Annotated in this window: 14 protein-coding genes; 6 read left to right on the top strand and 8 right to left on the bottom strand. The window is 53.8% G+C overall.

What is annotated here, in order from left to right:
• Positions 1-37: 37 nt before the first annotated feature.
• From ACO6S1_RS10330 to ACO6S1_RS10305, 6 genes are all read left to right on the top strand, one after another.
• Positions 38-2,341 carry a DNA translocase FtsK gene (locus ACO6S1_RS10330; RefSeq protein WP_422342616.1) on the top strand — a complete coding sequence of 768 codons (2,304 nt, stop codon included), beginning with the start codon at positions 38-40 and terminating at the stop codon, positions 2,339-2,341.
• A gap of 73 nt (positions 2,342-2,414) precedes the next feature.
• Positions 2,415-3,044: a LolA family protein gene (locus ACO6S1_RS10325; RefSeq protein WP_422342615.1), complete on the top strand. Its 630-nt coding sequence runs from the start codon at positions 2,415-2,417 to the stop codon at positions 3,042-3,044.
• Positions 3,045-3,343: 299 nt separating this feature from the next.
• Positions 3,344-4,138 carry an exodeoxyribonuclease III gene (gene xth, locus ACO6S1_RS10320; protein WP_422342614.1) on the top strand — a complete coding sequence of 265 codons (795 nt, stop codon included), beginning with the start codon at positions 3,344-3,346 and terminating at the stop codon, positions 4,136-4,138.
• Positions 4,139-5,215, top strand: a complete 1,077-nt coding sequence (gene ribA / locus ACO6S1_RS10315; RefSeq protein ID WP_422342613.1) for a GTP cyclohydrolase II — start codon at positions 4,139-4,141, stop codon at positions 5,213-5,215.
• On the top strand, positions 5,212-5,718 hold the full coding sequence (locus ACO6S1_RS10310; RefSeq protein WP_422342612.1) for a L,D-transpeptidase family protein: 507 nt from the start codon (positions 5,212-5,214) through the stop codon (positions 5,716-5,718). The genes ribA and ACO6S1_RS10310 overlap by 4 nt, the downstream gene beginning before the upstream one ends.
• Positions 5,719-5,835: 117 nt before the next feature.
• Complete coding sequence (locus ACO6S1_RS10305; RefSeq protein ID WP_422342611.1) at positions 5,836-6,648, top strand: universal stress protein; 813 nt, start codon at positions 5,836-5,838, stop codon at positions 6,646-6,648.
• 31 nt (positions 6,649-6,679) lie between these two features.
• On the opposite strand, the gene ACO6S1_RS10300 is transcribed toward ACO6S1_RS10305, so the two are convergent.
• From ACO6S1_RS10300 to ccoO, 8 genes are read right to left on the bottom strand one after another with little or no spacing between them, the layout of a single operon-like run.
• Positions 6,680-6,922 carry a hypothetical protein gene (locus ACO6S1_RS10300; RefSeq protein ID WP_422342610.1) on the bottom strand — a complete coding sequence of 81 codons (243 nt, stop codon included), beginning with the start codon at positions 6,920-6,922 and terminating at the stop codon, positions 6,680-6,682.
• A complete protein-coding gene (gene ccoS, locus ACO6S1_RS10295) occupies positions 6,915-7,112 on the bottom strand; it encodes a cbb3-type cytochrome oxidase assembly protein CcoS (RefSeq protein WP_422342609.1) in 198 nt (65 codons plus the stop codon). Before ccoS ends, ACO6S1_RS10300 begins: the two co-directional genes overlap by 8 nt.
• Positions 7,109-9,241 carry a heavy metal translocating P-type ATPase gene (locus tag ACO6S1_RS10290; RefSeq protein WP_422342608.1) on the bottom strand — a complete coding sequence of 711 codons (2,133 nt, stop codon included), beginning with the start codon at positions 9,239-9,241 and terminating at the stop codon, positions 7,109-7,111. The genes ccoS and ACO6S1_RS10290 overlap by 4 nt, the downstream gene beginning before the upstream one ends.
• Complete coding sequence (locus ACO6S1_RS10285) at positions 9,238-9,714, bottom strand: FixH family protein (protein WP_422342607.1); 477 nt, start codon at positions 9,712-9,714, stop codon at positions 9,238-9,240. Before ACO6S1_RS10285 ends, ACO6S1_RS10290 begins: the two co-directional genes overlap by 4 nt.
• Positions 9,711-11,168, bottom strand: a complete 1,458-nt coding sequence (gene ccoG, locus ACO6S1_RS10280) for a cytochrome c oxidase accessory protein CcoG (RefSeq protein ID WP_422342606.1) — start codon at positions 11,166-11,168, stop codon at positions 9,711-9,713. The genes ACO6S1_RS10285 and ccoG overlap by 4 nt, the downstream gene beginning before the upstream one ends.
• Positions 11,155-12,105 (bottom strand): cytochrome-c oxidase, cbb3-type subunit III, encoded by a 951-nt coding sequence (gene ccoP / locus ACO6S1_RS10275; RefSeq protein WP_422342605.1) that lies wholly within the window; start codon positions 12,103-12,105, stop codon positions 11,155-11,157. The genes ccoG and ccoP overlap by 14 nt, the downstream gene beginning before the upstream one ends.
• Positions 12,098-12,259, bottom strand: coding sequence for a cbb3-type cytochrome c oxidase subunit 3 (locus ACO6S1_RS10270; RefSeq protein WP_422342604.1), 162 nt, complete (start codon positions 12,257-12,259; stop codon positions 12,098-12,100). The genes ccoP and ACO6S1_RS10270 overlap by 8 nt, the downstream gene beginning before the upstream one ends.
• Positions 12,256-12,990 carry a cytochrome-c oxidase, cbb3-type subunit II gene (gene ccoO, locus ACO6S1_RS10265; RefSeq protein WP_422342603.1) on the bottom strand — a complete coding sequence of 245 codons (735 nt, stop codon included), beginning with the start codon at positions 12,988-12,990 and terminating at the stop codon, positions 12,256-12,258. Before ccoO ends, ACO6S1_RS10270 begins: the two co-directional genes overlap by 4 nt.
• Positions 12,991-12,995 lie beyond the last annotated feature (5 nt).

Raw genomic sequence — 12,995 nt, 5'->3', positions numbered from 1 at the left:
GCGCGTCGATCGAAAAAGTCCGCCCCGGGAGTAGATTATGGCCGGTAAAGCGAAAGAAGCCAGTTGGCGTGATGTGATGCGCCAGAGCCTGTTGCGCAGCGGGGCGCTGATTGGCGCAATTGCGCTGGCCGTTGCTGCGACCTTTCTGTTTCTCGCCTTTGTCAGCTATTCGCCCAGCGATCCTTCATTAAACACGGCGGCGGGCAGCGTTGAACATAACTGGATGGGCGTTGTTGGCTCCTATAGTTCCGACTTGTTGCTTTCCTTGCTGGGCGTACCGGTGATATTATTTTTGCCGCTCATTCTGATATTCGCCAACCGCCTGTGGCGCGATATTCCGCAAGAGGAATGGAAAAAGCAGCTTTTCTGGTGCCTGATTGCCGCATTTTTGATCGGAACGGGCTTGTCTCTTTGGTTTCCGGACAGTCAGGCGGACCTGCCATCCGGTTGGGGTGGATTGGCCGGTATGGTCTCAGCCAAGGGAATCAGCGCGGCTCTGGGCGCCATCTCGTCAAGCTGGAGCGGAATCATATCGGGCGTGCTTACTGCGATCACAGTCACCGGCGGGCTGGTACTGGGCTATTTCAGCTTGCGGCTCGACAAACCGCTTTTCTCTATGCCGCAACTTAAATTGCCCCGACTCAAGTCCAAAGATGAAGACAGCGGTCTTGTTATCGAACCCGATAATAATGCCGCCGCGAAACCAATGAAGGCACCAGCGCCGCGCAAAGAGGTCAAACCGGACAATCGTCCGCCACCGGAAATTAGCGATCGTGCGCTCCCGCCTAAGAAAGCAAGTCTTTCCAGCGGCAAACAAGGCGATTTCTTTGGGCCTTATTCCCTGCCATCCATCGACCTGCTGACACCGCGCCCCGAAGAAGCGAACAACGTCATCGACAAGGCAGGACTAGAGCGCAACGCCCGGCTACTCGAATCCGTGCTCGACGATTTCCATGTGAAAGGCACAATCAACGCGGTTCGGCCAGGGCCGGTTGTTACCATGTATGAGCTGGAGCCAGCACCAGGCATCAAAGCCAGCCGGGTGATTCAGCTTGCCGAAGATATTGCCCGGAACATGTCTGCCCTCTCGGCCCGTGTTGCCGCGATACCCGGTCGTACGGTAATGGGTATTGAACTGCCCAACGCACAGCGGGAGTCCGTGGTTCTCCACGAAATGATCGGCAGTGACAGTTTTCAGGATCAAACCGGCCAGCTTCCGATCATTCTTGGCAAAAACATTTCCGGTGATCCGGTGATTGCCGATCTTGCGCCGATGCCGCATCTGTTGATCGCGGGCACCACCGGTTCCGGTAAGTCTGTCGGCCTGAACTGTATGATCGTGTCGCTGCTTTATCGGTTGACCCCGGATCAGTGCAAAATGATCATGATTGATCCCAAGATGCTGGAACTCAGCACCTATGATGATATTCCGCATCTGTTATCACCGGTGGTTACCGAGCCTGCCAAAGCTGTAAGGGCGCTTAAGTGGGCGGTTGAACAGATGGAAGAACGCTACCGGATGATGTCTTCAATATCCGTGCGTAACCTCGCCAACTATAACGAGAAGGTGAAGGCCGCAAAAGCCAAGGGAGAACCTTTGGGCCGCAAAGTTCAGACCGGCTATGACCCGGAAACTTCACGCCCCATTTATGAAGAAGAGCAGCTTGACTATGAGGTGCTGCCGCAAATCGTGATCATCGTGGACGAGCTCGCCGACCTGATGATGACCGCCGGCAAGGAAGTTGAGTTTCTTATCCAGCGCCTGGCCCAGAAAGCCAGGGCTGCGGGTATCCATCTCATCATGGCGACCCAGCGGCCTTCGGTTGATGTCATTACCGGCGTGATCAAGGCCAATCTGCCGACAAGGATCAGTTTCCATGTGACGTCCAAGATTGATTCGCGCACTATCCTTGGTGAACAGGGCGCCGAACAGCTGCTCGGCAAGGGTGACATGCTTTATATGCCTGGCGGCAAACAGTTGACCCGAGTCCATGGTCCCTTTGTTTCCGACGACGAGGTCCGCCTGATCGCCGATCATTGGCGCGCTCAAGGATCGCCGGAATATATTCAGGCGGTGACCGAAGAACCGGAGGACGGCAGCTACGCTCTCGATGGCGCGGATCTTTCCGACAGCAAGGAAGACCGGCAATATGCGCAGGCCTGCCAGATTGTATTTGAGAGCCAGAAAGTATCGACCAGCTGGCTACAGCGCCAACTTCGAATAGGGTATAATACCGCCGCCCGGATCATCGACCGGATGGAGGATGACCAGTTTATCAGCCCGCCCAACCATATTGGCCGCCGCGAGGTGTTGCGCGACCAAAATGGCGAAGTGATCTGATAATCACGCTAATTCAGGTGTTGTTCAATCACTTTCGTCTAGAAGTGAATATGAATTTTCAGGAGTTTTCAATATGTTAAGATATGCTTTTGCCTTTGCGGCGGCGCCTTTGTTGCTGACGGCTAGCGTGTCGGCTAGCGCCCAACAAAGTCCGGCAGACGATATCAGCGCCATTTCGGCGCATTTGCGTGCGATGACGACGATGACCGCCAACTTCACGCAAACCGACCGCAGCGGTCAATTATTGCCAGGTAAGTTGACGCTGAAACAGCCTGGCCGAATTCGCTTTCAGTACGGCAAGGAAGCCAACTTACTGATCGTCGGCGATGGCAAGGCTCTTACGATGATCGATTATGAGGTGAATCAGGTGCAACGCTGGCCGATCAAGAACAGCCCGCTGGGTGCGCTGCTTAATCCTGAACGGGATTTGTCAAAGTATGGCAAAATTATCCCAACCCGCAATCCGAATGTATTGAGCGTCGAAGTGCGCGATCCGAAAAGACCGGAATATGGCGTGATCACTATGGTTTTCACCAAGGTAGCCGGCGCACCCGCCGGTTTGCGTCTGGATGGCTGGGTATCGCTCGATTCGAAGAATAACCGGACATCAATTCGGCTTTCCGAACAAAAATTCGGCGTTCCTGTGGCCAATAACGCCTTTCAATGGACCGATCCACGTAGGAAAGGCCGTCGTGGGCGATGAATGGAGGCGCCGCCTCGACAAGCGGAAGCACTGACAGGTTTTGTTCATCTAAGCGACAGAAACACGGTTCTATAAGGGTTACAGGATGAGATGAAGCGATCAGGTTTTCCCCCTGTTACCTGATTATACAAACTTCGGACCATCCTATGCGTGACGAACGCGAGTTAGCCCTCACCTCCTAAATGCCCCCGGAGGTGAGGGTTTTTCGTCTCTAAACCATCAAAAAATATAGTGTTTCACCCCATTTTGAGGCGGCTTTAGGCTTGGGTTTTTCCTATATCATCGCTAGGAGTTTAGCGATGAGTGATAGCCTGAAAATCGTAAGCTGGAATATCAACAGCGTCCGCGCGCGAATCGAAATCGTCGAACGATTCTTGAAAGAAGAAGCGCCCGATGTGCTCTGTCTTCAGGAAACCAAAGTGCGTGATGACCAGTTTCCGGAAGGGGCTTTCCGGACTTTGGGCTATAATCATCTGATTTTAAACGGCCAACCCATGCATCATGGTGTTGCAATGATCAGCCGCGTGCCACTCCATAAAGACGAACGATTTGACTGGCAGGCCAATGGCGAAGCGCGGCATGTCGGCGCACGCCTCGAAAATGGCGTCCGGATAGAGAATGTTTATATTCCTGCTGGTGGGGAAATTCCTGACCGTGAGCAAAATCCGAAATTCGGCCAAAAACTGGATTATTATCAGCGGATGATCGATTGGTCCGCCAATTTGGACACACCTACGATCCTTTTAGGCGACTTTAACGTCGCACCGCTGGAATCCGACGTCTGGAGCCACAAGCAGCTGATCAACGTAGTCAGCCATACGCAAATTGAAATCGACACCATGGCTAAATTGCAAGCCGCCCATGGTTGGGTCGATATTGGCCGTAAGTTCATTCCTGACCCGGAACGTCTTTATACCTGGTGGAGCTATCGTGCCCGTGACTGGCGTGAATCGGATAAGGGGCGGCGGCTTGATCATGTCTGGGTGAGCCCGGAACTGGAAAACAAAGCGGTAAGCCATGTCGTGCACGAAGATGCGCGCGGTTGGACCAAGCCGTCGGATCACGCACCACTTATCACGGAATTCAAATTTTGAATGACGGCACCAATAGCATCTGAAGCGAAAGCCGCACGCCGCGCAGCCCGGGCCATAGATGCGCTAAGGCGCGGCTGGCCAATCAGTTTGGAAACAGGCCGTGAGAGGCTTAACCTGTTGCCGGTCGAAACCACCGATCTGGATGGCTATCTTTCGTTGCAAACTAACATTTCGCTGCTCATTTCGTCCAGCAGGGCAGACACACTGAAACTGCTTAATCAGCGTGCTTCCGCAGATCCCGGCCTACCCGTTCAGATTTCCCTCCCAAATCCAGTTACGGCGGCAGAAATTCAAGCGATTGTTGATCCTGTTCTGGATATGAAGCACCCAATGAAAGGTCCGTTTCGTAGCGAAGAGCTGGTTCATCCCGACGCAGCGAAAGCAGCGATGGAACTGGCGAGACATGGCGGCCTGTTGCCTGCATTTCTAATCACAAATGATCCTGCTGAAGACAAACTGTCTGTCGGCGATGTCACTGCCTTTGCCGATTCCAACGCACTGATCATCAGCGCCCATGCCAAATTGCCGGTCGCTGCCAATGGCAAAGCCCATATTTACGGATTTCGCAGCGAGGCGGATTCCACCGATCATATAGCGCTGGTGATCGGCGACCGAGACGAAACAACCCCGGTAGTGCGGCTACACAGCGAGTGTCTAACCGGCGATGTACTAGGTAGTTTAAAATGCGATTGCGGGCCGCAGCTGCATGCCGCTCTGGATCAGATGAGCGAAGCCAATTGGGGCGTGCTTCTCTATCTGCGTCAGGAAGGTCGCGGCATCGGTCTGATTAACAAGCTTCGCGCCTATGCCCTGCAAGATCAGGGATTCGACACGGTCGATGCCAATCAGCGCCTCGGATTTGCTATTGATGCTCGGGATTTCTCGATTGCAGCCCGCATGCTGGAATTGCTCAATATCGGTCAGGTTAAATTGATGACCAACAATCCGGAGAAGGTCGAAGGATTGGAAGGTTGCGGCATATCCGTAGAGGAGCGGCTGTCTGTCAAGATTACGGCAAACCCTCATAACGAATTTTATCTCGACACCAAACGGGATCGGACGGGTCACAAGCTTTGAGTGTTTTGCGGGTTGATGCAGCTACGTTGACCCTGAGTTTCAAGGAGCAAGCCATGACTTGCTCCATCGGACGATCCGGCGCTTGTCCAGCTGATCAGAAACGCGAAGGAGATGGCTGTACACCACTTGGTCGATGGCCGATCAGAGCAGCTTTGTTCCATCCTGGGCGCAGCGCCCCTGGGCCAGATATCAAACTGCCTTGGCGATGGATCGGGATGCAGGATGGTTGGTCAGATGATCCGGCGGATCCCGCCTATAATCAGCCGGTATACCTACCGCATGTATTTGGTGCCGAAACACTGATCCGCGAAGATCCACTTTATGATATCATTGTCGTTCTCGGTTATAATGATGCACCGCCCGCCCCGGGCAACGGCAGTGCGATTTTCTTTCACATAAGTGATGGCGGTAAAACCACCGAAGGCTGTGTTGCTATCGCACGATCGGATATGGATATTTTGCTGCCCGAGCTAAGGTTCGGTGATGTCATGGAGATTAGCTAAACACCGGCAGCGCTGCACCCAAAAAATCACCGATTTTTTTGAGCCAGATCAATGCATATTGCGATGGCGTCGCAATAATAGCGGTTTGTCCAAACAGGGCCAACCGGGAGAAATGCGTTGAAAACAGTCTTATTGCATGTGTTCGAAGATAGCGGCTTTGAATCGCGATTACAGGTCGCATTGGACATTACTCGCGGACATAATGGCCATTTGACCTGTGTCCAGCCAACAACACAATTTGCGCCGATGTCCTTCGGCCCGCTCGGCGGAGATTTTGTTACCGGTATTAATTTCGAAGATATGGACGCCGCAGAACGGGCGCATCGCGAAAAGATTGAGCAGCGGTTAAAAGATGAAGATGTATCGTGGGACTGGCAGACTGGCCTAGGTGATCCGGCAACCTTGTTGACCGAACGTAGCCGCCTCGCCGATCTCGTGATTGTCAGCCAGTCTTACGGCAAGCGCAATGCCGGTGACGAACCGCTGCCGATTGCGGGTGACGTCGCGATTTATGGCCATTGCGCGATCCTTGTCGTACCCACTGAAAATCAGTCTTTCGACTGCGGGGCACCGATTGTTGTGGCTTGGAACGGGTCGGCTGAGGCAGCCAAAGCCGTGCGCATGTCTTTGCCAATGTTACAAATGGCCAGCGATGTCCATCTGGTGACGGTCGGCGATGACAACAGCGACTTCCCCCACACTGCAGCATCGACCTATCTGGCCCGGCACGGCGTTCCGACTGTGCTGCACGAACTTAAGGGCAAAGGCAGCGAGGCCTCTGATATTATTGCAGATTTTGCCGTAGAGCAAAATGCCTCCGCTTTGGTTATGGGCGCCTACGGCCATAGCCGCTTGCGCGAAACACTGTTCGGCGGAGTCACCAAAAACCTTCTCAATGACACGAGAATCCCCCTGATCATGGGGCATTAAGTGAATCCCGCCAAAAGCTAAGCCTGTTAATCTAATCGTCCGCGTCGTCTTGATCGTCGGGCATTTGCTTGCGGGAACAAAATCCGTGACAGGCCTTGACGCAATCTTCGGGATTATTGCCATCGCGCTCGACTGGAATGGAAATATTTCGTGTCACTCCATCCGCGCCACAAACCGATAGTGTCATCATCCCGCTAGCCGGTGCGAGCGGAGCAATCGCCAACATTATGATTGCCAGAGCGGAAAGCTGAATTGCAGTCTGACGCTTATACATTCTTTCCCTCTTCTTTCGATTCATCTGCTTCGGGCGACATCGCGTCAGCAGGCGTGTCGTCAATCAGCACACGCTGAGCGGCGCCGTCGAGATCTTCAAATTGTCCGTTGCGCATAGCCCAGAAGAAAAATACCAGACCGGAGAGCCCCATCAAAAGGGCGACCGGGATGAGAATGGCCAGCCCGCTCATTTAGCCGCACCATTGAGCCGCAAGGCGTTACCAACCACAATCAGCGACGACAGCGACATGGCGATGGCTGCAATCAGGGGCGTTACCATTCCGGTCAAGGCCAACGGAACTGCCAAAATATTATACCCAATGGCCAGCGCGAAATTCTGCCGGACAATCTGCATAGTCCGCTGTGCCGTCTGCACCGCTAGCGCCACAGGTAAGAAAGAGTCGCTGGTAAACACAGCATCGGCAGCCTGCTGTCCGACATCGCTGGCTGATCCAGGTGCCATGGAGACATGTGCAGCGGCAAGCGCCGGTCCGTCGTTCAGCCCATCCCCAACCATCAATATCTTTGAACCACTGGCACCAAGCTCAGTGATAGCCTGCAGCTTTTCCTGAGGGCTGGCTTCAGCTTTCGCCGTCAGACCGACAGCGTTAGATATCCTGGCAACCGATGCGCTGTTGTCACCAGATATGATCGAGGCCGACAGGCCAAGAGCCTTTAACCGGACAATTGCTTCGGCAACGTCCGGCCGAATCTCATCCTGCAATTCAATGTCGACCTGCAGATCATCGATGCGCAACTGACAGGAAAGATGGTCCTCGGACTTAACCGGCTTGCCAAGCGCGACAACAACACCGTCCCAATTGCCGGACATGCCCTCACCTGGCACTTCTTCCAGTCCTTCAATCTGAACCGGAACGATATTCTGAGCTAACAGAGCCGCACGTATCCCCTTGCTCACCGGATGATTACTCGCTTGCGCCAATGCCAGCGCAACCTGTTTTTGCTGCAACGACAAATGATCGAGATTAACCGGCACAGCTCGGCCAAGGGTCAATGTTCCGGTCTTGTCAAACAGTGCGTGGTCCGCTTCAGCAAGCCGCTCGAGCGCGCTGCCATCTTTGATCATTACACCCTTTCGGAGCAAAGCACCGGAGGCCACAACCTGCGCCGCCGGAACGGCGAGTCCCAATGCACATGGGCAGGTGATGATCAGCACGGCAACCGAAATGAGTAAAGATTGATGCCACCCAACGCCTGCAAACATCCAGAATATAAAAGCCAGAAGCGCAAGACTATGCACCGCCGGGGCGTAATAGCGTGCCGCTTTGTCTGCAACGCGGACGTAAAATGACCGCTGTTGCCCCGCTTCATCCATCAAACGTGCAATATCCGACAGGCTGGTATCCTCGCCAGCCGCCGTTATTCTGACCGTTACAGGTGCAGTAAGATTAAGCGTTCCTGCAAGTACCAGATCACCCGATAGCTTGGACTGTGGTTCGCTCTCCCCGGTCATCAGCGAGAAATCAAAATTGCTGTTACCCTGTTCAATAATCCCGTCAGCTGCCAAATTATCACCGGCCGCTACTACCATTCGCATGTCAGGGCGTAAGTCTTTTGCATTCACCCAACGGGTCGCACCGTGATCATCCAGTACCATCGCCCCCGGTGCTGTCTGTTTAAGTAAAGCAGAGATTCCATCGCGTGCTCGATCGCGCATCATGCCATCCAAAACCCGCCCCGCAAGCAGGAAGAAGATCAGCATGACCACGCTTTCGAAATAGGCATGCGCACCGCTGGTCATCGTCTCGAAAAGGCTGAGACCAGTGGCAAGGATGATGCCGACCGTAATCGGTACGTCCATATTGGTGCGACCATAGCGCAGCGCCATGAAGGCGGAGCTGAAAAACGGACGCCCGGAATAGAGGATCACCGGTATCGCGATAAGCGCGGATATCCAGTGAAACAGATCGCGAGTCGCGCCCATTGCGCCGGACCAGACACTGACCGAAAGCAGCATGATGTTCATCATACCAAAGCCAGCCACAGCGAGCGCGCGGATCAGCCGGTCCGTTCCGCCTTTTTCTTCTGCCAGCGGATTTTCAGCCAAAATTTGCACATCGAAGCCAAGCTGCTCAATCCTTCGCTTTATCTCATCTTCACGCAATTCGGGCAAGTGCGATACAGCAACCTGCTTGGTTGAAAAATTGACCCGAGCAGAAACAATATCCTGCGCACCCACCAGTCCGTTTTCAATTTTCGATATGCACCCCGCGCACCGGATTGCAGGAACCGCGAAGCGCGAAACTATAGCATCCTTGCTATCTGCTTTGAGAGCGTCAAGATCAGCTACCGCGTTCAAAGAACTTCCTGTGCCAGCGCCATTCTATTGCCGCGATGCATGATCGTGATCCGCAACTTCCAGCGTCCTTCAGGCAGGACGTCGCGGCTAATATAGGCACCGGCGCGGTCCTGCGTAAAATGAAGAGTAATCGGTTCGGTTCGCCCAACGGGATGTTCTGCAATCGCTGTGATTTGGGCATCCTGTAGCGTGGAATCATCGGCTTGAAGCACGGTCAACATCACTTTACCTTTTAGACGCGTCACCCGCGACGCGGTCCAGCCATGAGCCTGCTGTTTGCGGGCCTCCTCCAGCCATGAATTATAGCTTTGACTGGCTACGTATGTGTTGTCGACCAACGTGCCGCTAAAGGTTGAGACAGCAAAACGCGCCATAATCATATTGACTGCAACAACCACCAAGAAGAAAGCGACGATCATCGCTGTGGCATGATAGCCAGTGAATTTCTTGGAATTTGTGGATTCTGTAATCATTCGGGTGTCTCCGGACGTTCAAAAAAGACGTTATGGCTATCTTGTGCTGTCCGGTCATCTTCGGCCTGGACAGTAAGTGTAAATTCATCCCTTGCAGGCCCCTCTCCTGGAGCCGCAACGAATAATCTCACCCTGCCTACGCTGTCAGCCGGAACATTTACCTTTACGGTTTGGCCAGCTGTTTCCCGTGATCCCGTATTTGACCATAGCACAGCTTGATCCAAGCCAGAAATAGAAATTTCCATTGTCCGCGGCCGGTTCTCCATATTCCGTAAATTGGCCGTATAGGCGTTGCGAACAGCGCCGTCTGCGAGCTGCACATATAGCGGATTACGATCATGGTTGGCGCTGATATCGATGCGGGTGCGGTTACCAACAGCAAAGAGCATGGCAAGGCCGATTGCACCCCATGCTGAGAAATAAAGAATAGTCCGCGGCCGAAAAAGCGTTTTCATAACCGGTGTGTGCGGTTTACCCGCCTTTTCGAGTTCGGCATCCTCTTCTGTAACATAGTCGATAAGGCCCCGTGGGCGGCCCACCTGGTCCATCACCTTGTCACAGGCATCGATGCATAACGCACATGTAATGCAGCCAATTTGTGGCCCTTCACGAATATCAATACCGGTCGGACAGACTGCAACGCATTGATTACAGTCGATACAGTCGCCAAAGCTGCCAGGTTGTGCCTCGGCCTTTTTGACACTGCCGCGGGGTTCACCGCGCCAGTCTTTATAAGTTACGGTTAAAGATTTTTCGTCCATCATCGCAGCTTGAATCCGTGGCCACGGGCACATGTAGATGCACACCTGCTCGCGCATGAAGCCGCCAAAAATGAACGTCGTTGCAGTCAATACGCCTACCGTCGCATAAGCCACAAAGGCGGCTTCGCCGGTGAAAAAGTCCCGCGCCAATGTCGGTGCGTCAGCAAAATAGAATATCCACGCGCCACCGGTGGCCAGCGCCACCAACAGCCAGATCGTCCATTTGCTGAGCCGTTTGAAGATTTTCTTTGGTCCCCAGGGCGCATCCTGCAAGCGGAACTGGGCATTGCGATCGCCATCAATCGCCCGTTCGATATGCTGAAACAGATCGGTCCAGACCGTCTGTGGACAGGAATAGCCGCACCAGGCGCGCCCGACAGCAGACGTCACCAGAAATAATCCGATGCCCGCCATAACCAACATGCCAGCGACATAGTAAAATTCATGTGGCCAGATTTCGATCCCGAACATAAAGAATCGCCGGTTTGCAAGGTCGACCAATACTGCCTGATCAGGCGCGTAGGGACCACGGTCCCAACGGATCCACGGTGTAATATAGTAGATCGCCAGCGTCACCGCCATGATCACCCATTTCAGCCGTCGAAAACTACCGTCTACCGCCTTGGGATAAACGCCTTTACGCTTTTCATATAGCTGCAGCTGGGGATCTAAAATTTCCTCAGGATTGCTCATCGGCCGGAGTCTCCGTATCAGTCGCTGTTGCCGCTGGTTCAGCAGCATCCTCTGATACCGGCGGCGCCTCACCGCCACCCAGTGAATGTACGTAGGCCGTCAACATCCTGATTGTCGCGGCATCCAGGCGATGACCCCAGCGCGGCATTACCCCGTTGCGGCTATTGGTGATGGTATCGGTCAGCGAAGCGCGATCCAATCCATAAAGATTAATCGCATCCGTCAAGTTGGGCGCGCCTTGTGTGCGGTCGCCTTTGGCATCGCTGCCATGGCAGACAGCACAGTTATTCTCGAAAAGCCCAGCGCCGCGCGTTGCCGATTCGCTTGGATTCTCACGTCCACTTAGTACCCGCACATAAGATACCAAATCCTGAATCTCATTGGTCTGCAATATTCCATCGCGGCCAAAAGCAGGCATTTGGGAAAAGCGGGTCTCGGCATGATCCGGATTCCGGATGCCATGGATCAATGTATATTCAATCGCTTCCATGTCGCCACCCCACAGCCACTCATCATCGTTGAGATTGGGATAGCCAGTGAAACCGGCCGCACCGGCACCATGACATTGTACACAATGGACTTTGAAAGCCGAGCGGCCACCCTGAATGGCCTCATTGAGCAATGCGGGATTGTCAGCCAGCGCATTGATATCGGTACCGACCAGCGCTGCCCGAATAGGTTCCAACTCTGCCTCACGTTTGGCGACTGCCTTTTCGTAATCACCACGACTGGACCAGCCCAGCACGCCTTCCGTGGCGCTGTTAAGCATGGGCCATGCCGGGTAGAGCACGACATAGATCAGGCCCCAGATGATTGTCGCATAGAGTGTCCACAGCCACCAGCGCGGCATTGGCGTGTCGAGTTCCTCGATTCCATCCCATTCATGACCAACAGTCTTGGTGCCAGTTGCCTCGTCTATTCTTTGTTTATCAACCATCGTCGTGATCCTCTTCAAAGATCATATGTGCTGCTTCATGATGTTTGCGGCCGGATCCAGGTCGAAAGGTCCAACCAATCATCGTCAAAAAGACCATGCCCAGAAACAGCAACCCCCAACTGTCTGCAAAATGCCTGAGTGCCTCATAACTCATCGTGGCTCCTCCAGCGGTTCTGCTGCTTCGAAATCGACCAATGTGCCAATCATCTGAAGATAAGCGACCAGAGCATCCATTTCCGTCAACCGATCCGGATCACCGTCAAAGTCCCTCACCTGTGCCTTGGGATAACGCTCAACCAGATCGGTGGTCACCGCTTCTGGATCAGCCTGCGCCATCAAATCCTCGTTAGCCGCGGCAATGGCTTCCTCCGAATAGGGTACGCCAACCCGCCGCTGTGCCCTGAGATGCTTGACCATATCGCCCGCATTCAGATCCTTCTCCGCGAGAAACGCATAGGGCGGCATGATGGATTCCGGCACTACCGACCGCGGGTCAATCAGATGCTGGACATGCCACTCATCAGAATACCGACCGCCAACACGCGCAAGATCGGGACCCGTTCTTTTTGATCCCCACTGGAACGGGTGATCATACATGCTTTCTGCCGCCAGACTATAATGGCCATAGCGTTCCACTTCATCGCGGAACGGCCGCACCATCTGGCTGTGGCAGCTGTAGCAACCTTCGCGAATGTAGATATTACGCCCGGCGAGTTCGAGCGGCGTGTAAGGCCGCACGCCTTCAACTTTCTCGATCGTGCTGTCGATCCAGAAAAGCGGTGCAATTTCCACAATTCCACCTATCGCCACGGTGACGAATGCTGCCACGCTGAGCAAGGTGACATTGCGTTCAAGCTTCTTATGTTTTTCGGCAAAACCAGCCATGGTTT

It is taken from the genome of Parasphingorhabdus sp. (assembly GCF_965233695.1).
Taxonomy (GTDB): Bacteria; Pseudomonadota; Alphaproteobacteria; order Sphingomonadales; family Sphingomonadaceae; genus Parasphingorhabdus.
Note: the sequence above shows the minus strand (reverse complement) of the source record. Positions and strands in the feature narration are given on the sequence as shown.

Excerpts from the sequence above, each read along its gene's own strand:
- ccoO (WP_422342603.1), bottom strand. The coding sequence starts at position 12,990 with ATGGCTGGTTTTGCCGAAAAACATAAGAAGCTTGAACGCAATGTCACC.
- xth (WP_422342614.1), top strand. The coding sequence starts at position 3,344 with ATGAGTGATAGCCTGAAAATCGTAAGCTGGAATATCAACAGCGTCCGC.
- ACO6S1_RS10325 (WP_422342615.1), top strand. The coding sequence starts at position 2,415 with ATGTTAAGATATGCTTTTGCCTTTGCGGCGGCGCCTTTGTTGCTGACG.
- ACO6S1_RS10330 (WP_422342616.1), top strand. The coding sequence starts at position 38 with ATGGCCGGTAAAGCGAAAGAAGCCAGTTGGCGTGATGTGATGCGCCAG.
- ccoG (WP_422342606.1), bottom strand. The coding sequence starts at position 11,168 with ATGAGCAATCCTGAGGAAATTTTAGATCCCCAGCTGCAGCTATATGAA.
- ACO6S1_RS10285 (WP_422342607.1), bottom strand. The coding sequence starts at position 9,714 with ATGATTACAGAATCCACAAATTCCAAGAAATTCACTGGCTATCATGCC.
- ribA (WP_422342613.1), top strand. The coding sequence starts at position 4,139 with ATGACGGCACCAATAGCATCTGAAGCGAAAGCCGCACGCCGCGCAGCC.
- ccoS (WP_422342609.1), bottom strand. The coding sequence starts at position 7,112 with ATGAGCGGGCTGGCCATTCTCATCCCGGTCGCCCTTTTGATGGGGCTC.
- ACO6S1_RS10270 (WP_422342604.1), bottom strand. The coding sequence starts at position 12,259 with ATGAGTTATGAGGCACTCAGGCATTTTGCAGACAGTTGGGGGTTGCTG.
- ACO6S1_RS10300 (WP_422342610.1), bottom strand. The coding sequence starts at position 6,922 with ATGTATAAGCGTCAGACTGCAATTCAGCTTTCCGCTCTGGCAATCATA.
- ccoP (WP_422342605.1), bottom strand. The coding sequence starts at position 12,105 with ATGGTTGATAAACAAAGAATAGACGAGGCAACTGGCACCAAGACTGTT.